The sequence below is a fragment of the Streptomyces griseoluteus genome (assembly GCF_004784465.1).
Classification (GTDB): domain Bacteria; phylum Actinomycetota; class Actinomycetes; order Streptomycetales; family Streptomycetaceae; genus Streptomyces; species Streptomyces griseoluteus.
The window spans coordinates 1-20,689 of record NZ_SRRU01000001.1 but is presented as its reverse complement, the minus strand read 5'-3'; the positions used below and the strand labels follow the sequence as shown (position 1 = coordinate 20,689).

Annotated in this window: 19 protein-coding genes and 2 rRNA genes; 3 read left to right on the top strand and 18 right to left on the bottom strand. The window is 70.9% G+C overall.

Annotated elements, in window-relative coordinates; all coding sequences use genetic code 11:
* Nucleotides 1-28 precede the first annotated feature (28 nt).
* From E5082_RS00105 to E5082_RS00075, 7 genes are all read right to left on the bottom strand, one after another.
* Nucleotides 29-2,200 (bottom strand): N-6 DNA methylase, encoded by a 2,172-nt coding sequence (locus E5082_RS00105; RefSeq protein WP_167513955.1) that lies wholly within the window; start codon nt 2,198-2,200, stop codon nt 29-31.
* A gap of 74 nt (nt 2,201-2,274) precedes the next feature.
* Nucleotides 2,275-2,730: a hypothetical protein gene (locus E5082_RS00100; protein ID WP_341869137.1), complete on the bottom strand. Its 456-nt coding sequence runs from the start codon at nt 2,728-2,730 to the stop codon at nt 2,275-2,277.
* 654 nt (nt 2,731-3,384) lie between these two features.
* A complete protein-coding gene (locus tag E5082_RS00095; RefSeq protein WP_135789281.1) occupies nt 3,385-5,088 on the bottom strand; it encodes a bifunctional uroporphyrinogen-III C-methyltransferase/uroporphyrinogen-III synthase in 1,704 nt (567 codons plus the stop codon).
* Entirely contained in the window at nt 5,085-6,044 is a 960-nt protein-coding gene (gene hemC / locus E5082_RS00090; protein ID WP_135789280.1) for a hydroxymethylbilane synthase, read from the bottom strand. The genes E5082_RS00095 and hemC overlap by 4 nt, the downstream gene beginning before the upstream one ends.
* The gene (locus E5082_RS00085) at nt 6,041-7,750 is read right to left on the bottom strand and encodes a glutamyl-tRNA reductase (protein ID WP_135789279.1); all 1,710 of its coding nucleotides are present in this window, start codon (nt 7,748-7,750) and stop codon (nt 6,041-6,043) included. The genes hemC and E5082_RS00085 overlap by 4 nt, the downstream gene beginning before the upstream one ends.
* The gene (locus E5082_RS00080; protein WP_135789278.1) at nt 7,747-8,505 is read right to left on the bottom strand and encodes a redox-sensing transcriptional repressor Rex; all 759 of its coding nucleotides are present in this window, start codon (nt 8,503-8,505) and stop codon (nt 7,747-7,749) included. Before E5082_RS00080 ends, E5082_RS00085 begins: the two co-directional genes overlap by 4 nt.
* 221 nt (nt 8,506-8,726) lie before the next feature.
* Entirely contained in the window at nt 8,727-9,008 is a 282-nt protein-coding gene (locus E5082_RS00075) for a glutaredoxin family protein (protein ID WP_190045423.1), read from the bottom strand.
* A gap of 117 nt (nt 9,009-9,125) precedes the next feature.
* Here E5082_RS00075 and E5082_RS00070 point away from each other — a divergent pair, with 117 nt between their 5' ends.
* The 3 genes from E5082_RS00070 to E5082_RS00060 all read left to right on the top strand — a co-directional run bounded on the left by E5082_RS00070 (nt 9,126) and on the right by E5082_RS00060 (nt 12,531).
* Nucleotides 9,126-10,052 carry an HAD family hydrolase gene (locus tag E5082_RS00070; protein WP_135789276.1) on the top strand — a complete coding sequence of 309 codons (927 nt, stop codon included), beginning with the start codon at nt 9,126-9,128 and terminating at the stop codon, nt 10,050-10,052.
* 285 nt (nt 10,053-10,337) lie between these two features.
* Complete coding sequence (locus tag E5082_RS00065; protein WP_135789275.1) at nt 10,338-11,117, top strand: ECF subfamily RNA polymerase sigma factor, BldN family; 780 nt, start codon at nt 10,338-10,340, stop codon at nt 11,115-11,117.
* A 166-nt stretch (nt 11,118-11,283) separates the two neighbouring features.
* A complete protein-coding gene (locus E5082_RS00060; protein ID WP_135789274.1) occupies nt 11,284-12,531 on the top strand; it encodes a DUF5667 domain-containing protein in 1,248 nt (415 codons plus the stop codon).
* 102 nt (nt 12,532-12,633) lie between these two features.
* Here the strand turns inward: E5082_RS00060 and E5082_RS00055 are convergent, their stop codons facing one another.
* From E5082_RS00055 to E5082_RS00005, 11 genes are all read right to left on the bottom strand, one after another.
* Complete coding sequence (locus E5082_RS00055; RefSeq protein WP_135789273.1) at nt 12,634-13,650, bottom strand: lysophospholipid acyltransferase family protein; 1,017 nt, start codon at nt 13,648-13,650, stop codon at nt 12,634-12,636.
* A 14-nt stretch (nt 13,651-13,664) separates the two neighbouring features.
* Nucleotides 13,665-14,726, bottom strand: a complete 1,062-nt coding sequence (locus E5082_RS00050) for an NAD-dependent epimerase/dehydratase family protein (protein ID WP_135789272.1) — start codon at nt 14,724-14,726, stop codon at nt 13,665-13,667.
* A gap of 180 nt (nt 14,727-14,906) precedes the next feature.
* Entirely contained in the window at nt 14,907-15,005 is a 99-nt protein-coding gene (locus tag E5082_RS00045) for a 30S ribosomal protein bS22 (RefSeq protein WP_003948845.1), read from the bottom strand.
* A gap of 133 nt (nt 15,006-15,138) precedes the next feature.
* Nucleotides 15,139-15,351, bottom strand: a complete 213-nt coding sequence (locus tag E5082_RS00040; protein ID WP_051781202.1) for a helix-turn-helix domain-containing protein — start codon at nt 15,349-15,351, stop codon at nt 15,139-15,141.
* A 129-nt stretch (nt 15,352-15,480) separates the two neighbouring features.
* Nucleotides 15,481-16,296 (bottom strand): phosphatase, encoded by an 816-nt coding sequence (locus E5082_RS00035; RefSeq protein WP_135789271.1) that lies wholly within the window; start codon nt 16,294-16,296, stop codon nt 15,481-15,483.
* A gap of 95 nt (nt 16,297-16,391) precedes the next feature.
* The gene (locus tag E5082_RS00030) at nt 16,392-17,564 is read right to left on the bottom strand and encodes an acetoin utilization protein AcuC (protein WP_135789270.1); all 1,173 of its coding nucleotides are present in this window, start codon (nt 17,562-17,564) and stop codon (nt 16,392-16,394) included.
* On the bottom strand, nt 17,515-18,768 hold the full coding sequence (locus E5082_RS00025) for an MFS transporter (protein WP_229919010.1): 1,254 nt from the start codon (nt 18,766-18,768) through the stop codon (nt 17,515-17,517). Before E5082_RS00025 ends, E5082_RS00030 begins: the two co-directional genes overlap by 50 nt.
* Nucleotides 18,769-18,811: 43 nt before the next feature.
* Nucleotides 18,812-19,585, bottom strand: coding sequence for a VC0807 family protein (locus E5082_RS00020; RefSeq protein ID WP_229919011.1), 774 nt, complete (start codon nt 19,583-19,585; stop codon nt 18,812-18,814).
* A gap of 92 nt (nt 19,586-19,677) precedes the next feature.
* Nucleotides 19,678-20,322, bottom strand: a complete 645-nt coding sequence (locus E5082_RS00015; RefSeq protein WP_135789268.1) for an HAD family hydrolase — start codon at nt 20,320-20,322, stop codon at nt 19,678-19,680.
* 61 nt (nt 20,323-20,383) lie between these two features.
* Nucleotides 20,384-20,500 (bottom strand): 5S ribosomal RNA (gene rrf / locus E5082_RS00010).
* Nucleotides 20,501-20,583: 83 nt separating this feature from the next.
* Nucleotides 20,584-20,689: ribosomal RNA gene (locus tag E5082_RS00005) — 23S ribosomal RNA — on the bottom strand; the annotation flags it as partial.

Here is a 20,689-nt window from a genome sequence, read left to right as displayed (position 1 = left end):
TGTTTCTCGTCGCTGTGCCCGACGCGCCTCAGGCGGAGCCGGGTCTGCGGCGCAGCGCCAGGTCCCCGTCGGCGACTCCGGCCGCCAGCCGCAGGGCCAGGTTGTCCAGTGCCGCGAGTTGCCGCCGTACGTCGGCGCGCTGTCGGTCGGTCTCCTTCAGGATGGCCTCCAGCTCGGCGACCTCCTCGGGTGGCAGCTCGGGCAGGTCCATGTCCCGCACGCTCACCCTGCGCACCAGCGAGCCGCTGCCACGATGCTGGTTGCGCGGGGCTGCGAGCAGTTGGGAGAGCGGGTGTGGCCGCATCCACACCTCGTCGGACAGTACTTCCCCGGCCAGGAACTTCCGGTATGCCCGGATCCGCAGCCCTTGGACGGGGGCGAGCAATACACAGCCGCCCGCGTCGTCCACAAGCGTGCGTACCCCGTGCTCGGCGAGGAGGAAGACGTCGCCGCGCTCGGTGGTCTGGGCCTGCGGGTACTCGGCCAGGTCTTCCAACGCGATCCGCCGCCGACCGAGCGGAAGCGCGCCGAGCATCTCCTCGCGGCCGATGACCATCAGACCGGCGTCCCCGATGTCCGATTCGCGGATGCGGTGCCCGGCCAGCAGCCGGAGCTGGCCGGCCCTCAGGTGTTCGCCGACTTTGCGGTGCGTCACCGCACTGTCCTCAGGCCGCCGGGCAATGCCCAGATTGCCGATCCACTCCTTTAGCCCCGGCAGAGCGACGGCAGCCTCACGGCGCGCGTCCAGGGTGGCCGAGAAGTGGTCCAGGCCCTGTTCCTTCGAGGCGAGCCGGTGCGCCGGCAGGACCGAGCGGCCGTCCAAAAGCGTGTCTGCCCTCGGCCCTGCGGCCGACACGGGGAAGTACCCGGCCTCCTCGTCCACCGGGGACCGCCCGGCATCCACCACTTCGGTTACGTATGCCGTCCACGCGCCGCCGACACGGCGGGCGATCCGGTCGGCGTCGACCAACAGCACCTCGCCCCGCTGCTCCGGTGCCGCCTCACCACGCAACACCAGCAGCGCGTGCTCCGCACCCGTGCGGAACGGATGGATTCGGCGCGGCAGTTGAATGATCGCCTCCACCGCGTCCCGGCTCAGCAGTTCTTCCCGCATCCGCATGTTCGGTGTCGGTGTCGTGCCACGCGGTCGGCTCAGGGTCCAGGACGGCACGACGACAAGACCCCGGCCGCCAGGCTTCAGCCGGTTCACGGCCTCCAGGGCCCAGCCGAGCGGGCCGCCCTCGTCAAACTCCCGCTCCCCGGCGGCGTAGGGCGGGTCGGCGAGAACGATGTCGCCGGACGGGATTCCCCAGGGACGGTCCGGGTCCAGGTCGAGCTCCCGCTGTTCCCACGGGCGCAGCGTGTCCAGTTCTTCGGCTTGCGCGCAGATGTCCACGGCAGTGCAGTGGTGTGCGAACAGCCGGTAGAGGAGAAGCTTGCGGCGCAGCGGATCGGGTTCCACCGCGACGATGCCCCCGCGTCCCTTGATGCTGTCGAGCGCGAACAACAGCTCCCCGGTGCCTGCACACAGGTTGATCACCGTTGGATGATCAGGGCCGGACGACAGCACCCCTACCGGACCGGCCAGCGTGCTGATCAGCCTTGCTACAGCGAGCGGCGTCGTGTCCGTCGTCAGGTCCGACTCCAGTCGTTCGGCCAGACCCAGCACGGTGTCAGCCGCAGCGGCCGGCGAGCCGAGTTCCTCGATGAGGTCGCGGACGGCACGGACAACACGGGGATCAGCGTTCTCCGCGTCCTCCAGCAGGTGCTCGGGGAGATACTCCGGGTACCAGTCGCCCCCTTCACCCGCCATGGCGCACACAGCGAGCGCGTCGACGATGAGCCGGTCCTCAGAACCCAGCTCATGACGCAACGCCACCAGTCCGCGCAACCGCAGCCCGCGCCGAAACCGGTCACCGTAGGTGGGGACGGTGCCGTCCTCCTCGGGCTCCGCGTCGGGGATGGGGCGCAGGTCCAGCCAGGACGCCACGTCCCCGGCGTCGAAAAGAGGCTTGCTGTCGCTGCCTCCCACGGGATCGGGGAACGGCATGCGTCCGTTGCCGCCGGTTCCCAGGACCTCCTTGGCGAACCTGCGCCGCCAGTTGCTGACGGTGGGCCGTCCGACCTCGGCGAGTTCCTTGATCTCACCGAGCGAGACCAACGACGCCTCGTCCGCGCGCCCCGGCATCCGCGTCGTCATACTCGTTCCCATTCCTTTCCGTCCCCTCCGCGGTGGCCCCTACTTCCGTGATGGCCCCTTCTATAGCCACGGCCTCACAGCCGCATCGGCTCCTCTCCGGAGAGCACGGCCTTCCTACGCGCCAACACCGCGGGCACCTGCCCGTACTTGTCATGCCGGTCGGCCATCTCCGGCGAGACGTACCGCAGCAACATCAGCGCGGTGTCCAGGTCCCGCTCCAGATGCCGCTGGAAGACGCACTCGTGGTGCGCGATGCGGTTCCGCAGCGTGAGCATGAACTGGAACTTCTTGTACAGGTCCTCTCGACCACCACGATGCTCACGGAAGAGATGACGGAGCGAGGAGTTCCAGTACTTCATCTCGTAGTTGTCACGGCCACCACGCCCGAGCAGGCTGACCCAGAAGCCGAACGACAGCTGCGCGACGATGTCGCACGGGGCGAACGGGCGGTATGGTCGCCTGTCCTCCAGGGTCTCCCGAGCCCGGTCCAGCATGTCCTGGCCCTTGTAGTTGGGCCGTGCCTTCGGCACGTCCCACCAGGCCTCCTGGCCATGACGTCCCACGAGCTGGCGGTGGAGCCGGTTTCGCAGGCTCACTTCGAGGTCACGCAAGGGGCTCTGCAGAGCACGGGCCACCTCGGAGTCCCAGGCGTACAGCCGTAGCGCGCGAGTGCGGTCGCCTCCGCACCTGTGCAGGAACGGTTGGAACCGCTCCGGAGAGATGACCTCGATTAACCGGCCGTCCTCATCAGCCCCTCGCTCACGCTGAGTCATCCCGCTCCCTTTCCCCCGTTACCCGACCGTGGTAGAGTCTGTCGAGTAAGCCTCGGATCCCTGTCACTGCATCGCAAACAGCCCTTGGCAGTGCTTGGTTGTGACCCTTGACTCCGCCCGCTCGACTCGGGCGGACTCAGGGGCACAACTGCTTCTAGGGCCAGGCAGGTTGGGTCGACACCGCCTCGGCTGCGGCGCCCACGAACCACAGTAGTAGGTCCAGCAACGCAAGGTCAACACTTTCAAGCTAGGCACCTCTGAGAAGCCCGCTTCTCAGAGGTGCCTAGCTTCTTTCACGACCCTGAAAATTGGTGACGCTCCTGTGCCCGACACTCGCTCGAACGCCCCGCTGTCCATGGGGACAGCGGGGCGTTCAGATACCGCTCAGTGCATGCAGACCACCGGTCGGGACTACGTCGTCGACCGACGCCTCCGCGCACCCGGCCGCCGCTCGCTCGGCCGGGTCACCGGGTCGCCCGCCTCCAGCGCCGCCGTGCGGCGCTTCATACCGAACGTGGCCAGGGCCTCGGCCAGCTTGTGGACGGAGGGCTCCGGAGCCATGACGTCGACGCGGAGACCGTGTTCCTCGGCCGTCTTGGCGGTCGCGGGACCGATACAGGCGATCACCGTCACGTTGTGCGGCTTGCCGGCGATGCCGACCAGGTTGCGGACCGTGGAGGACGAGGTGAAGAGCACGGCGTCGAAACCGCCGCCCTTGATCGCCTCACGGGTGTCCGCCGGCGGCGGCGACGCGCGGACCGTGCGGTACGCGGTGACGTCGTCCACCTCCCAGCCCAGCTCGATCAGCCCGGCCACCAGGGTCTCGGTGGCGATGTCGGCCCGCGGCAGGAAGACACGGTCGATCGGGTCGAAGACCGGGTCGTAGGGCGGCCAGTCCTCCAGCAGGCCCGCGGCCGACTGCTCACCGCTCGGCACCAGGTCCGGCTTCACACCGAAGGCGATCAGCGCGTTGGCGGTCTGCTCGCCCACCGCGGCCACCTTGATGCCCGCGAAGGCACGCGCGTCCAGCCCGTACTCCTCGAACTTCTCGCGCACCGCCTTGACCGCGTTGACCGAGGTGAACGCGATCCACTCGTAGCGGCCGGTGACCAGGCCCTTGACCGCGCGCTCCATCTGCTGCGGGGTGCGCGGCGGCTCGACGGCGATGGTCGGGACCTCGTGCGGCACCGCGCCGTAGGAGCGGAGCTGGTCGGAGAGCGAGGCGGCCTGCTCCTTGGTGCGGGGCACGAGGACCTTCCAGCCGAACAGCGGCTTGGACTCGAACCACGAGAGCTGGTCGCGGCGGGCGGCGGCGGACCGTTCGCCGACCACGGCTATCACCGGGCGGCCGCCGTCCGGGGACGGCAGCACCTTGGCCTGCTTCAGCGTCTGCGCGATCGTGCCCAGCGTGGCCGTCCAGGTGCGCTGCCGGGTCGTCGTACCGGCGACCGTGACGGTGAGCGGGGTGTCCGGCTTGCGGCCCGCCGACACCAGCTCCGCGGCGGCGGCCGCGACGGAGTCCAGCGAGGTGGAGACGACCACCGTGCCGTCCGAGGCACCCACCTCCGTCCAGCACCGGTCGGAGGCGGTACGCGCGTCCACGAACCGCACGTCGGCGCCGTGCGCGTCGCGCAGCGGGACACCGGCGTACGCCGGCACGCCGGTCGCGGCCGCGACACCGGGGACGACCTCGAAGGGCACCCCGGCGGCGGCGCAGGCGAGCATCTCCTCGGCGGCGTCGGTGTCCAGTCCCGGATCACCGGCGACCGCACGGACCACCCGCCTGCCGCCCCGTGCGGCCTCCATGACAAGATGAGCCGCATCCTGGGCAGGGGCCGGGGCCACAGCGGGAGTTGACGCACCGTCAACCACCGTGAGCTGCGGTGCGCCCGGAAGCGCGTCCGGGGAGGAGACCGCCTCCGTCGGCACGACGGAGACGCCCTGCCGGGCGTGCGTCCGGATCACGTCGAGCACCTCGTGCTCGGCGACCAGGACGTCCGCGTGGGACAGCGCCTCCACGGCGCGCAGAGTCAGCAGTCCCGGATCTCCGGGTCCGGCACCCAGGAAGGTGACGTGCCCGTGCTCGGGACCGGCGGGAAAGGCGGTGGGGCTCAATGTGCTCGCTCCCCCATCAGACCGGCCGCGCCCTGGGCGAGCATCTCGGTGGCGAGTTCGCGCCCGAGTGCCATCGCCCCGTCGTGCGTCAGGGGCACGGAACCGGTGGTGGACTGCTGCACCATCCGCGAGCCGTCGGTCGTGCCGACGACGCCGCGCAGGCGCATTTCCTTGATTACAGGCCCGTCGATCAAGAGGTCGGCCAGCGCACCCACAGGGGCGCTGCAGCCGGCCTCCAGCGCGGCGAGCAGTGACCGCTCGGCGGTGACGGCGGCCCGCGTGTGCGGGTCGTCGAGTTCGCCGAGGGCCGCGACGAGGTCCGCGTCAGATGCCGCGCACTCGATCGCCAGGGCCCCCTGGCCGGGGGCGGGCAGGACCGTGTCGACCGACAGGAAGTCGGTCACCTCGTCGATCCGGCCGATCCGGTTGAGTCCGGCGGCCGCGAGCACGACGGCGTCCAGCCGTCCCTCGTGGACGTACCCGATGCGGGTGTCCACGTTGCCGCGGATCGCCACCGTCTCGATGTCCAGCCCGTGGGTCCGCGCGTACGCGTTGAGCTGGGCCATGCGGCGCGGCGAGCCGGTGCCGATGCGCGCGCCGCGCGGCAGGTCGGTGAACTTCAGCGCGTCGCGGGCCACTATCACGTCCCGCGGGTCCTCCCGCACCGGCACGGCGGCCAGCGCGAGTTCCCCGGGCTGCGTGGTCGGCAGGTCCTTGAGCGAATGAACCGCGAAGTCCACCTCGCCGCGCACCAGCGCGTCCCGCAGCGCCGTGACGAACACCCCGGTGCCGCCGATCTGCGCCAGCGCCTCCCGGGAGACGTCGCCGTACGTGGTGATCTCGACCAGCTCGACGGGCCGGCCGGTCACCCGGCTCACGGCGTCCGCCACCTGCCCGGACTGGGCCATGGCGAGCTTGCTCCGCCTCGTCCCCAGTCGCAGTGCCTTGTCAGTCATGCCGGTCGGTCCTTCTCGTCTGTGTTGTCCACGGCCCGCGAGACGGCGGCGACCGTCTCCGGGTCGAGGTCGAACAGGGTGCGCAGCGCGTCCGCGTACCCGGTGCCTCCGGGCTCGGCCGCGAGCTGCTTGACCCGTACGGTCGGCGCGTGCAGCAGCTTGTCCACCACGCGGTGCACGGTCTGCCGGATCTCGCCGCGCAGGCGGTCGTCCAGGCCGGGCAGGCGTCCGTCGAGCCGCGCGATCTCGGCGGCGACGACGTCGGCGGCCATGGTGCGCAGCGCGACCACGGTGGGCGTGATGTGCGCCGCCCGCTGTGCCGCGCCGAACGCCGCGACCTCGTCGGAGACGATACGCCGAACCTGGTCCACGTCGGACGCCATCGGGGCGTCGGCGGACGCCTCGGCCAGCGACTCGATGTCCACCAGGCGCACCCCGGCAAGCCGGTGCACGGCCGCGTCGATGTCGCGGGGCATGGCGAGGTCGAGGAGGAAGACGGCCGGGGCCGGGCGTGGGATCCCGGCGACCGGTTCGGGCCTGCGGTACTCGGGGACGCGGCCCGCGGTGGCGACGGCCTGGGCGAGCGCGGCGATCAGTTCGGCGTCGGCGTCGGGGGTGAAGCGGCCGCCCGCGTCGTGCTCGCGGCCCTGCTCCCGCAGGGAGGTGCCCTCGCCCACCCAGGCGGCGTGCTGCTCCAGGGTGGCCGCGTCCATCCCGGCGACGGCGGCCTCGCCGTGCACGGAGAAGCCGGGCGTGCCCTGTACGGAGGCCAGGTCCAGCGGGCAGTTCTCGTCGGTGCCGGCACTGGCCGGCGGCAGGTCGGTGGTTCCGGCCGGAGCCTCGGCGCTCACGTCGGCCGCCGGCTCCCCGGTGCGGCCGGCGACGGCCTCGGCGACGGCGTCCGCCGTCAGTACGAGACCGGTCGCGCCGGTACAGGAGACGACCACGTCGGCACGTGTAAGTTCGGCCGCCACGGCGTCCATCCGGACCGCGCGGGCGGTGGCGCCCTCGGCGTCGGCGAGGATCTGCGCGAGCCGCTCGGCGCGCTCGAAGGTGCGGTTGGCGACGACGATCTCGCCGACCCCGGCCCGCGCCAGCGTGGCGGCGGCCAGCGAGGACATCGACCCGGCGCCGATGACCAGCGCGGTACGGCCCCGCGCCCAGCCCGGCACGTCGGTGTCCGCGGCGAGCTGCTCCAGGCCGAAGGTGACCAGGGACTGCCCGGCGCGGTCGATGCCGGTCTCGGAGTGGGCGCGCTTGCCGACGCGGAGCGCCTGCTGGAAGAGGTCGTTCAGCAGCCGCCCCGCGGTGTGCAGGTCCTGGGCACGGGCGAGGGCGTCCTTGATCTGGCCGAGGATCTGCCCCTCGCCGACGACCATGGAGTCCAGCCCGCAGGCCACCGAGAACAGGTGGTGGACGGCCCGGTCCTCGTAGTGCACGTAGAGGTACGGCGTCAGCTCCTCCAGGCCCACCCCGCTGTGCTGGGCGAGCAGCGTGGACAGCTCGGCGACACCGGCGTGGAACTTGTCGACGTCGGCGTACAGCTCGATGCGGTTGCAGGTGGCGAGCACCGCGGCCTCGGTGGCCGGGTCGGCGGCGACGGTGTCCTGGAGCAGCTTGACCTGGGCGTCCGCGTTCAGCGCGGCCCGCTCCAGCACGCTGACCGGGGCACTGCGGTGGCTCAGCCCTACGACGAGGAGGCTCATGCCGGCATCACGGCGGGCACGTCCCCGTCGGGTCCCTGGCCGTCGGCGCTCGAGCGCTTGGCGGGTACGGCTCCGTCGCCGGCCGCGGTCTCCTCGCCGGCCTTGCGCTGCTCGTGGAAGGCGAGGATCTGCAGCTCGATGGAGAGGTCGACCTTGCGCACGTCGACGCCGTCCGGGACGGTCAGCACGGTCGGCGCGAAGTTCAGGATGGAGGTGACCCCGGCGGCCACGAGCCGGTCGCAGACCTGCTGGGCGGCGCCGGCGGGGGTGGCGATGACGCCGATGGAGACGCCGTTGTCCTCGATGATCTTCTCGAGTTCGTCGGTGTGCCGCACCGGGATGCCCGCGACCGGCTTGCCGGCCATCGCGGGATCGGCGTCTATCAGCGCCGCGACCCGGAAGCCTCGGGAGGCGAAGCCGCCGTAGTTGGCGAGGGCCGCGCCGAGGTTTCCGATACCGACGATGACGACGGGCCAGTCCTGGGTGAGGCCGAGCTCGCGGGAGATCTGGTAGACGAGGTACTCCACGTCGTACCCGACACCGCGGGTGCCGTAGGAGCCCAGGTAGGAGAAGTCCTTGCGGAGCTTGGCGGAGTTGACGCCCGCCGCCGCGGCCAGTTCCTCGGAGGAGACCGTGGGGACCGAGCGCTCCGACAGGGCCGTCAGCGCTCGGAGGTACAGCGGAAGCCGGGCGACGGTGGCCTCGGGAATCCCTCGGCTGCGGGTCGCCGGTCGGTGAGTTCGGCCAGTTGCCACGGTGCTCCTGCGGGTAGAGCGGGGCTGCGAGCGGTCATGCTTCCCCGGACCGCCCCGTCGACAAGAAGGCTATGTCTTTGTGAACGTGTGCACAAAGATGGTGTCCGATTTGCCCGGCCAACGTGACCGGGGTCACGCATGCCCGTTGCGGGGCCCTACCTGGGGGCAAAACTACACACTCGCCGCGTTTCGCGCCCCCAAGGCCCCTCCGGAGCCGTCCGTCACCCGCTCAGCGCGCGGCGCAGCCGTCCCTCGTCCACCCGCCAGAAGGTGTGCTGCTCGCCGTCGACCAGGACGACCGGGATCTGCTCCCAGTACTGGTCGTGCAGCGCGCGGTCCTCGGTGGTGTCCCGCCCCTCCCAGGACACGCCGAGCTCGCCGCAGACCTTCTCGATCACGGCCTGCGCGTCGTCGCACAGATGACAGCCGGGCTTGCGGATCAGGGTGACCAGTCGCTCCTGGGGAGCGGCCTTGCGCCGGAAGAGGGGACTCATACGAGTCATTGTCCCGCCCCGTGTCCCCGCCTCGGCCCTTGCCCGGAGCGGTACGTATGCCCGGAGTTCACAGACTCCGAACCTCATGGCTCCGGAACCGCCCGACGGACTGGCTATGCTCACGCCATGGCCGCTCTTGGATGGCTCACCCCCCGTAGGCGCTCCGCCACGGCGCGGAGCGTGTTGGCAGGCGAGGCTTCCGCCGAGGCCGCCCGCAAGTCCACGCAGGAACACCCGGAACCCGCGGGCGCCGGGCGGGAACCGGAGTTCCCCGTGCTCGGCGACGACCGGGCCGCCGCCTTCTTCGATCTCGACAACACCGTGATGCAGGGCGCCGCGCTCTTCCACTTCGGGCGCGGTCTGTACAAGCGGAAGTTCTTCGAGACCCGGGAACTCGCCCGGTTCGCCTGGCAGCAGGCGTGGTTCCGGCTGGCCGGGGTCGAGGACCCCGAGCACATGCAGGAGGCCCGCGACTCGGCGCTCTCCATCGTCAAGGGCCACCGCGTGGCCGAGCTGGAGACGATCGGCGAGGAGATCTACGACGAGTACATGGCCGACCGCATCTGGCCCGGCACCCGCGCGCTCGCCCAGGCCCACCTGGACGCGGGCCAGAAGGTCTGGCTGGTGACGGCGGCCCCGGTGGAGATCGCCCAGGTCATCGCCCGCCGCCTCGGCCTCACAGGCGCGCTCGGCACGGTCGCGGAGTCCGTCGACGGCGTCTACACCGGCCGGCTGGTCGGCGAGCCGCTGCACGGCCCGGCCAAGGCGGAGGCGGTACGGGCGCTGGCCGCCGCCGAGGGGCTGGACCTCTCCCGCTGCGCCGCGTACAGCGACAGCCACAACGACATCCCGATGCTCTCCCTGGTCGGCCACCCCTACGCGATCAACCCGGACACCAAGCTGCGCCGGCACGCCCGCGACAAGGACTGGCGACTGCGCGACTACCGCACCGGCCGCAAGGCCGCCAAGGTCGGCATCCCGGCGGCCGCCGGGGTCGGCGCGGTGGCGGGCGGCACGGCCGCGGCGATCGCCCTGAGCCGCCGCCGCCGCTGATCCGGCCACGGCTCCCGCGCGCCCGAAGTATGCATCTGTCCTTCGAACACGCCTCAGCTTTCACAGAAATCAGCCCAGTTTCGATCAACAAGCGGTCACTTTCCGCAAGTTGAAGGGTCACCAATCGCTAACACAGGCGACCTAATCGACGATTTGAGCAACTGGGTGTAGCAGGGTCTTCACGAAGCGTTATTCTCCTCAGACGCAAACCGGTACCCCTCCGTCGCTACGACGGGTGAAAGGTCCCGCACTGCACGTGATGGAAGCTCTGCCTCTGGGAGTCCCGTGTACCCACACGTCGGGGTTGACGCCTCGGGCCTGGCTACGCTGCGCGCAACTGTCGCAACGGTCAAAGACACGCTGCGCGGCCTCGTCCCCACCGCGCACACCGTCCCCGCCTTCGCCGGCGCCGCGCCCCTCGGTCCGTGCTACGCACTGGCCGAACGCGGCGCGGCCGTCGGCAGACGAGCCCGCTCCACGGGCGCGCCCGCCGCCCGCCGGCCGGCCGCGGACAGTGACAGCGCCCGCATGATGGACCTGGTCGAACGCGCCCAGGCAGGTGAGGCGGACGCGTTCGGCCGCCTCTACGACCAGTACAGCGACACCGTGTACCGGTACATCTACTACCGGGTCGGCGGCAAGGCCACGGCCGAGGACCTGACGAGCGAGACCTTTCTGCGCGCCCTGCGCCGGATCGGCACCTTCACCTGGCAGGGCCGCGACTTCGGCGCCTGGCTGGTGACGATCGCCCGCAACCTGGTCGCCGATCACTTCAAGTCCAGCCGCTTCCGGCTGGAGGTCACCACCGGCGAGATGCTCGACGCCAACGAGGTCGCGCGCTCCCCCGAGGACTCCGTCCTGGAGTCGCTCTCCAACGCCGCGCTGCTGGACGCGGTGCGCCGGCTCAACCCCCAGCAGCAGGAGTGTGTGACGCTCCGCTTCCTCCAGGGCCTGTCGGTCGCCGAGACCGCGCGGGTGATGGGCAAGAACGAGGGCGCCATCAAGACCCTCCAGTACCGGGCCGTGCGCACGCTCGCCCGGCTCCTCCCGGAAGACGCCCGCTGAGGGCGCCCGCCCGCGACGCAGAGCGATGGCCAACTCACCCTTGGTGAAAGTGAGTTGGTTTTGCGATCCGACGGCCCGACGTCCGTAACCCAAGTGCCGAGCCGCTCGTTGTGCGGGATACAGGCTCCCTGTGAGTCGACCGTCATGACGAGAGGAGGTGCCGCCAGTGATTGCGAACGTATCGGCGCACCGGCGGGCGAACGCCTTCGCCCAGGCCCTGGAGGAGCAGTCCGACCGGGACACGGCGGCCGAGCACGCACACCGGGCGGAACCACCGCCCGCCGACGACAGATCCGATCAGGGCGAGCTGCTGGCCCTGGCGGAAGGACTCGGTGAGCTGCCCAGGCCCCAGCTCGACCCGGAGGTCAAGGTCGTCCAGCGGGCCCAGTTGGTGGCCGCGATGGAGGCCATGCTCCAGGAGGGCACCCTGGGCGGAGCGGCTCCGGCGTCGGTACCCGGGCAGCGTTCCGCAGGCCGGGGCGCGCACCGGGCCGGCCCGCTGAGCAAGCTGCGCCCCAGGTCCCGGCTGGCCAAGGGGCTCACCGCGGGCGGACTCAGCGTGGGCGTGGCCGCCGGTGCCTTCGGCGGAGTGGCCGCCGCCAGCTCCGAGGCCCTGCCCGGCGATTCGCTCTACGGACTGAAGCGCGGCATCGAGGACTTCCAGCTCAACTACCTCAGCCAGGGCGACGGGGAGCGCGGCCAGGCGTACCTGGACCACGCCTCCACCCGGCTGAACGAGGCCCGCAGGCTGATGGAGCGCGACCGGAGCGGCCAGCTGGACCACGAGTCCATCGGTGAGATCCGCCGCACCCTCTCCGGCATGCGCAACGACGTCACCGAGGGCCACCGCCTCCTGCACGCCGCCTACGAGGCGGACCCCGGCTCCCTCGGCCCGATCCAGGCCCTCTCCGCCTTCTCCCGCTCCCACCGCGAGGTGTGGAGCACGCTGAGCGACCGGCTCCCGGTCCAGCTCGGCGATGTGAAGGACGAGGTCTCCTCGGTCTTCGACGCCATAGACGAAGAGGTCGCCCCGCTGGAGTCGCTGCTGCCCAAGCCGCCCGCCACCAAGGGCGACGACGGTCACAGCGCCGGGCGTCCCGGCGTGGCCCCGTCCGGCTCCGCGAGCGGCCACCGGTCCGGCTCCCCGAGCACCGGTGACACCCCGTCGGCGGCCAAGGACCGGGACAGCAGCCCCGGCACCCCGAGCGGCTCCGCCACCGGCGACAGCGGCGACGGACTCCTCGGCGGCAACACCGGCGGTCTGCTGGACCCGCCGAAGACCGGTGGCTCCGAGGGCGGTTCGCCGTCCGCGGGCAAGTCGTCCGGCCCGTCGGGCAAGCCGGACGTCACCCTGCCGCCGCTCCTGCCGGGCCTCCTGCCCGGCCTGGGCATCGACAGCAAGGACGCCGAGTAGCCCGTAGCGCGTACGAGAGCGGGGCGCCCCTTTCCGAGCAGGGGCGCCCCGCTTTCACGTACGCCTTGCGCACGGCCTTCAAAAGACCTCTGTGAGAAGAACTCAGAAGAACACCGAACGCCGCTGCACCAGCAGCTTGTACAGCGTGTGCTGGATCTGCTCACGCACCTGGTCCGTGAGGTTGAACATCAGCATCGGGTCCTCGGCCGCCTCCGGCGGATACCCGTCCGTGGGGATCGGCTCGCCGAACTGGATGGTCCACTTCGTCGGCAGCGGGATCGCCCCGAGCGGCCCCAGCCAGGGAAAGGTCGGCGTCAGCGGGAAGTACGGGAAACCCAGCAGCCGCGCCAGCGTCTTGGCGTTGCCGATCATCGGGTAGATCTCCTCGGCGCCGACGATCGAGCACGGGACGATCGGCACCCCCTGCCTGAGCGCGGTGGAGACGAACCCGCCCCGGCCGAACCGCTGGAGCTTGTACCGCTCCCCGAACGGCTTGCCGATGCCCTTGAATCCCTCCGGCATCACCCCGACCAGCTCGCCCTGGCCCAGCAGCCGTTCGGCGTCCTCGGCACAGGCGAGGGTATGACCGAGCTTGCGGGCCAGCTCGTTGACGACCGGCAGCACGAACACCAGGTCGGCCGCGAGCAGCCGCAGATGCCGGCCGGCCGGATGCCGGTCGTGCACGGCGACCTGCATCATCAGCCCGTCCAGCGGCAGCGTCCCGGAGTGGTTGGCGACGATCAGCGCCCCGCCCTCGGCCGGGATGTTCTCGATGCCCTTCACCTCGACCCGGAAGTACTTCTCGTACACCGGGCGCAGCAGGGACATCAGGACCTGGTCGGTCAGCTCCTCGTCGTACCCGAAGTCGTCGACCTCGTACTCCCCGGTGAGCCGGCGGCGCAGGAAGGCGAGGCCGCGCGCGACCCGCTGCTCCAGGGCGTCGGCCGCCTCCCGCGCGCGGTCCTCGGCCGGGGGCTTCTCGTCATGGGCGTCCCCTCTGGTGGGCAGCGGCTGGACCGCGCCGGGCCGGCCCCCCGTGCTCCGGCGGCGCTGCGGCCGCTGCCCCGCGCCCCCGCGGGACCGGTCGTCGTCGAACGGAATGACCTTGGCGTCCGCCATCGTTGCCGCTCTCCTCAGTTGGCGCCGGGCTGCGGGACACGGGCGCCGCTCCCGGCGGTCAGCACGGCGACCCGATCGACGGCCTCCGCGAGCGTCTCGGGCGGCAGCAGCCCGGGACCCTGTCCGCGCGCGAAGTCCGCGAACGTCTCCGCCGTCGTGTACGTGGGCACGAACCCGAGGGTGTCGCGCATCTGGCCGGTGTCGACCACCCGGCCGTGGGTGAGCAGCCGGATCTGCTCGGGTGAGAAGTCCGTCATACCGAGCGTACGCACCAGCGACCCGGCCCAGGTGACCGCGGGCAGCAGCAGTGGCACGGTGGGCCGGCCGAGCCGGCGCGAGACTTGCGAGAGCAGCAGCACCCCGTCGCCCGCGATGTTGAAGGTGCCACTGTTGAGGGTGCCCCGGCGCGGCTCGTGCGAGGCGATCCGCAGCACCTCGATCACGTCGTCCTCGTGCACGAACTGCAGCCGGGGGTCGTAGCCCAGCACGGTCGGCAGCACGGGCAGCGCGAAGTAGGAGGCGAGCGGGGTGTCCGGGGTGGGCCCGAGGATGTTGGCGAACCGCAGCACGCACACCGCGACATCGGGCCGGCGCCGGGCGAACCCGCGTACGTACCCCTCGACCTCGACGGCGTCCTTGGCGAAGCCGCCGCTGGGCAGCGACTTGGCGGGAGTGGTCTCGGTGAAGACGGCCGGGTCGCGCGGGGCGGAGCCGTAGACATTGGTGCTGGACTTCACCACCAGCCGCTTGACGGCGGGCGACTTCTGGCACGCGCCGAGCAGCTGCATGGTGCCGATGACATTGGTCTCCTTGACCGTGGCCCGGCTGCCGCCGCCCAGCGCCGTGCCGGTCACGTCCATGTGGACGACCGTGTCGGCGCCGGTCTCCGCGAGCACCCGGGCGACGGTCGGCTGCCGGATGTCGGCCTGGATGAACTCCGCCCCGCCAAGGTCGTGCGCGGGCGGTACGGCGTCCAGGGCGATCACCCGGTCGACCTCCGGGTCCCGCTGGACGCGCCGCACGAACCGGCCGCCGAGCTGCCGGGCGGCTCCGGTGACGAGCACGACCTTTCCCAAGACCAGCGCCTCTCTTCCGACCTCGCGGGAGCGCGCACGAGGACCGCGTCCTCGTCCGCGTTCCCCGTGTGCGGCCAACCTATCGGGTCACCGTCACCGGAAGGAGAACCGGACATGCCGGTGGCCCCCGGTCCTTGTCGGACAGGGGGCCACCGGGGACGCGTCTTCGCGCGGTGCCGCTTACTTCTTGTTGCGGCGCTGAACGCGCGTGCGCTTGAGCAGCTTGCGGTGCTTCTTCTTGGCCATCCGCTTACGCCGCTTCTTGATAACAGAGCCCACGACTACCCTCGCTCACTTCTCATGACTCGGTTGTTGGGCGCCATGGGCCCATACGACCTACGAGGGGTCAGCCTACCCGCCCGAGCGCCGTGGTCGTAATCGAGGGCTTGTTCCGGGATCTTCCGGACCGCCGTCAGGCCGTTTCCACCCCCACGTAGCTCTCCCGGAGGTACTCGTGAACCGCTTGCTCGGGGACGCGGAAGGACCGCCCCACCCGGATCGCGGGCAGATGACCACTGTGCACCAAGCGGTACACGGTCATCTTCGACACTCGCATCACCGAGGCGACCTCCGCCACGGTGAGGAACTGGACCTCGTTCAACGGCCTCTCGCCTGCACCAGCCATGACACACCTGAACCTTCCGCACTCGACGGCCACCGGCTTCCCCTTCCGGTGACTCTTCGTCGTTGCGTGCTCACTCCCCAGACTAGGGGCGGGTGATGCGAATGGGGAAGAGGTGTCCCCATCGGCGGCCTACTGTGACAGACACGCTCGTTTGAGTACGTAGCGGGTGAGCGGGCGGTAGTGACCAGACCGTACGGCGTCGTCAAGCGGAACGACCACGGACACCGTTCCCTCGGCCTCACCGACGAAGGGCGCGGGGTCGTCGGAGTCCGCCAGACCGATCGCCTCGAACCCCAACTGACCTGCGCCGCAGACCCATCCGTGATCCCCCACGACCAGGCCGGGCAGGGGCCCGCCGGACTCCGCCGCGGCCGCCAGCGCGAGCCGAACCGGGAGCGGCGAATGGCTGTGCGCACCCGGCTCACCACCCCGGCGCCCGCTCGCCGGTTCCCGCACCAGGGCAACCCCTCGTACGTAGTCGAGGTGGTGCGTGCGTAGACCGAACCGGGTCAATATGTCGACACAGCGACCCTGCGCGGGGGTGAGAATCTCACATCCCGCCGCCGACACCGCGTCCGCGAGGGCGGCGTAGAACCCCAGGAGCTGCCGCGGGTGCCCGGTACCGAACAGCACCGGCACCCCCCGCCGGGCCGCGCCGGCGATCGCCAGCGCGAAGGCGTCCAGCGCGGCCAGCGTCCGCTCCGGGTCGATCACGTCCCGGCCCGAAGTATGCAGCGGATCGGCCGAGACCCCGCACCGGTCCGCCATCAGACCAAGCAGTTCCCGCTGCCCCCAGGACCGCTCCGGATCGATCCCGATCAGCGCGCGGGGGTCGCGTGCGGCGAACAGGCGGTAGTTGCGCAGGCTGTCCTCCCGCGCGGTGGCGACCTCCCCGGCGAGACGGGCGGCGAGCAGATGCGCGCGCAGGGCACCAGTGTCCGACACGAGTGCGATCGTGGCCCCTCGGGCGGGCGACCGGACGGGGAACGGAAAAAGACCGCACGGTTGGCGTAACGATTACTCGCCACGCCACCCCCCGCTCAGGCCAGCAGACCCCGCAGCGGGAACGCCGCGCGCCGGGTGGCCAGTACCGCCTGGTCGAGCCGGTCGGCCGGGTCGTACCCCGACTCCCAGGGCGCCCAGCTCACCGGCCAGCGGCCGTCGGTCATCCGCTGCGGCCCCAACTGCCGGGTGCGCGCGTACACTTCCTGCCGCCACCCCTCGGGGATCACCGTCTCCGGCGCGATCTCCCGCCCGGCCGCGATGCCCACGAGATGCGTCCACGATCTCGGCACCACGTCGACCACCGCGTACCCGCCGCCGCCCAGCGCCAGCCACTTGCCGCCCGCGTAGGTGTGCGCCAGCTCGTGGCAGGCCACCTGCACCGCCCGCTGCGCGTCCAGCGAGACCGCGAGATGCGCGAGCGGGTCCTCGAAGTGCGTGTCCGCCCCGTGCTGCGACACCAGCACCTGTGGCCGGAACTCCGCCAGCAGCTCCGGGACCACCGCGTGGAACGCCCGCAGCCACCCGGCGTCCCCGGTCCCGGCGGGCAGCGCCACGTTCACCGCCGCCCCCTCCCCCGCACCCGCGCCCGTCTCCTGCGGCCACCCGGTCGCCGGGAACAGGGTGCGGGGATGCTCGTGCAGCGAGACGGTCAGCACCCTCGGGTCCTCCCAGAACGCCGCCTGCACCCCGTCCCCGTGATGCACGTCCACGTCCACATAGGCGACCCGCTCCACGCCCAGCTCCAGCAGCCGGGCGATGGCCAGCGCGGCATCGTTGTACACACAGAACCCGGACGCCCCGCCCGGCATCGCGTGGTGCAGCCCGCCCGCGAAGTTCACCGCGTGGTCGGCGTCCCCCCGCCACACGGCCTCGGCGGCCGCCACCGACTGGCCCGCGATCAGCGCGGACACCTCGTGCATCCCGGCGAACGCCGGATCGTCGACCGTCCCGAGACCGTAGGACCCGTCCGCCGCGCGCGGGTCCGCCGAGGCGCTCCGCACCGCGTCGATGTAGTCCTCCCGGTGCACCAGCCGCAGCGTCGACTCCCCGGCCGGCTTGGCCGCGACGACCTCCAGCTCCCGGTCCAGGCCGAGGGCCGCCACCAGCTTCCGGGTCAGCTCCAGCCGCACCGGAGCCATCGGATGGTCCGGGCCGAAGTCATAGCCCGTTACTGCCTCGTCCCACATCAACTGTGCGCGGCCGCTCATGCCCGCCACCGTATCGGTCGCCGCCGGACGCGAACGACCGGGCGTACACCGTCGTCACCAGCACGAGTGCCATCGGTACGAGCATCGCGCCCCGGTAGCTCCAGGCGTCCCCGAGCGCCCCCACCAACGGCGAACCGATCAGGAAACCGACGTAGTTGAAGATGTTGAGCCGCGCCACCGCCGCGTCCGACGCCCCCGGGAACAGCCGTCCCGCCGCCGCGAACGTCTGCGGCACCAGCACGCACAGCCCGATCCCCAGCAGGGTGAACCCGAGCATCCCCACCCAGGCCCCCGGCGCCACCGCCACCACCACGAACCCGCAGGCCGCCACCAGCGCCCCCAGCCGCACCACCGCCACGGCCCCGAACCGCCGCACCCCGAGATCCCCGACGGCCCGCCCCACCAGCGTGGTCACCATGTACACGTTGTAGGGAACGGTCGCCAACTGCTCCGACCCGCCCAGCACGTCCTTGACGTACTTCGCGCTCCAGTTGGAGACCGTCGAGTCCCCGATGTACGCGAACGTCATCACCAGACACAGCGGCAGCAGCAACCGGAAGGCGACCCCCTTGGCCTCGGCCGCCTCCGCAGGCTCCGCCTCGCCGTCCACGTACCAACGGCTCCCCACCAGCACGGCCGGCAACAGCACGACCACGACCGGGAGATACGACATCCACAGCGTCAGCTCCTCGTGCGCGCCCACCCAGGCGAGCGACGCCCCGAGGATTCCGCCCAGGCTGTACGCCGCGTGGAAGCTGAGCATGATGCTGCGCCCGTACGCCCGCTGCAGGCTCACCCCGAGCATGTTCATGGAGGCGTCCAGCATCCCCACGGACAGCCCGAACACCCCCAGGACGACTGCCAGCTCGGCCACTTGATCCCCGGCACCGACACCGAGCAGCGCCAGCAGCACCACCGGCTGGGACCAGCGCAGCAGCAGGCTGGGCCGCACCCGGCGCACCAGCCGCTCGGTCGTCACACTGCCGACCCCGGCCAGGATCGGCACCGCCGCCAGGAACACCGGCAGCAGCCCGTCGGACACCCCGTACCGGTCCTGCATGGCCGGGATGCGCGTCACCAGCAGGGCGAAGGCGACGCCCTGCACGAAGAAACCGAACGCCAGCGAGGCCCTGCCCCGCCGCAGCACGTCAGTCATGGCGGCGAGCGTAGGGCCCTGGGCGGTGCGCTGAACAGATCCGGCCAAAGATGAGTTGTGCTCATCTTCGGCCGGTGCGGGTCGGTCCGGGTCAGGCTGCGGCGGCGAGCTTGGTACGGCTGTCCTGGGCCGGCCCGGCGGGCTCCACGGGGTCACCGTGCTTCGCGGAGGTCTCCTCGCTCAGCAGGCACTCCAGCGGCACGACCGCGACCGCGCCGCTGACCACGAAGGTCCCCACCATCACCACGGCCATCAACACCCCACCGAGCCACACCATGGTGTCGACCGGAATGGTGTACGACCCCACCACACGTGCCACACACTCGATGAGCAGCGCCACCCCCCACACGAGGGAGAACACCCGCTCCTTGCGCCGGAAGTCGGCGGACCCGGCCGCCGCCCCGGTGGTGAGCCGCTGCCAGGCTCCCTCCCTGGCGGGGTCCCCCTTCACCAGGAACGGCTTCATCCCCTCGGTCATCATCGGCCGCCCCAGTGCCACGGAAACAAGGATGCCAAGGGCGACCGTGCTGCTGACCACCCCGTCCTTGGCGAGCATCAGCCGCGGGTCCCCGGAGACGAAGCTGAGCGCCAGGCCGACCACGTTCACGGTCAGGATGAGGAGCGCGAGGCCATTGGCCGACCGCTTCCGCGCCAGGCTCCACACCGTCCGCAGCGCGGGCCCGACACTGCTCCAGGCGAGAGCGGCGAACGTGCTCATCCCGAAGGCTTCCTTGAAGACGTAGTACGAGCCGAGCGGCAGCGCCACATCGATGAGGAGCGGCTTGAAGTTCTCCAGCGCGCTCGGCGGGCGGTGCTGGTCCTGGAGCCGGCTGTCCTGGCCCTGGTTCCCCGTGTTCTTCGTCATGCCCTCAGCTTGGCGGCCGAGGGGGCCCGGCCGACAGAAACGAACGTCCAGAGGTCGGCATGACATCCGTCAGGTCCGCCCGATGTCCACGGTCACACCAGCAGGTCAGCCAACTCGCCCATGCTGGCGAAAAGTTGATCGGTGTCCGCGAGCTTCTCGGGCGGGGTCATCGCGGTGAACCCGTACACGTCCATCCCGGCGGCCCGAGCCGCCTGTACGCCCAGCGGGGAGTCCTCCACGACGAGACACCGCTCGGGCGCGGCTCCCATCCGCTCGGCCGCATGCAGGAACAGGTCGGGAGCGGGCTTGCCCCGGCCGACGTCCTGCGAGCTGAAGATACGGTCGTCGTCGAACCACCGGTCCAGCCCGGTCACCCGGTGCCCGACCCGAATCCGCTCATGGCTCCCGGAAGAGGCCACGCAGTACGGCACCCCGTCGGCGGTCAGCTTCTCCAGCACCCCTTCGACGCCGGCCACGGGCCGCAGCTCCTCCTCGAACGCCGCGAACACCCTTGCGTGGAAGACGTCGTCGAAGTCCACGGGCAGCCTCTCCCCGGACCGCTCCAGCACGATGTCGTGCACGCGGTGCATGGCGGAGCCCATGTAGTCCCGTATCGACTCGTCGTAGGTCGTCGGGTGCCCCAGCTCGGTCAGATACGCGGCGAGATGCCGATTGGAGATGGGCTCACTGTCCACCAGGACGCCGTCGTTGTCGAAGAGGATGAGGTCGTAGCGCATATCCCTGACCCTAAACGCAGAAACCCCCGCACCAAAGGTGCGGGGGTTTCCCATAAAATTAGTTCGGCGGCGTCCTACTCTCCCACAGGGTCCCCCCTGCAGTACCATCGGCGCTGTGAGGCTTAGCTTCCGGGTTCGGAATGTAACCGGGCGTTTCCCTCACGCTATGACCACCGAAACACTATGAAACTATCAAACCGTCATGTGTGGCACATGAGGCTGTTCGTGGTTTCAGAACCAACACAGTGGACGCGAGCAACTGAGGACAAGCCCTCGGCCTATTAGTACCAGTCAACTCCACCCGTTACCGGGCTTCCATATCTGGCCTATCAACCCAGTCGTCTACTGGGAGCCTTACCCTCTCAAG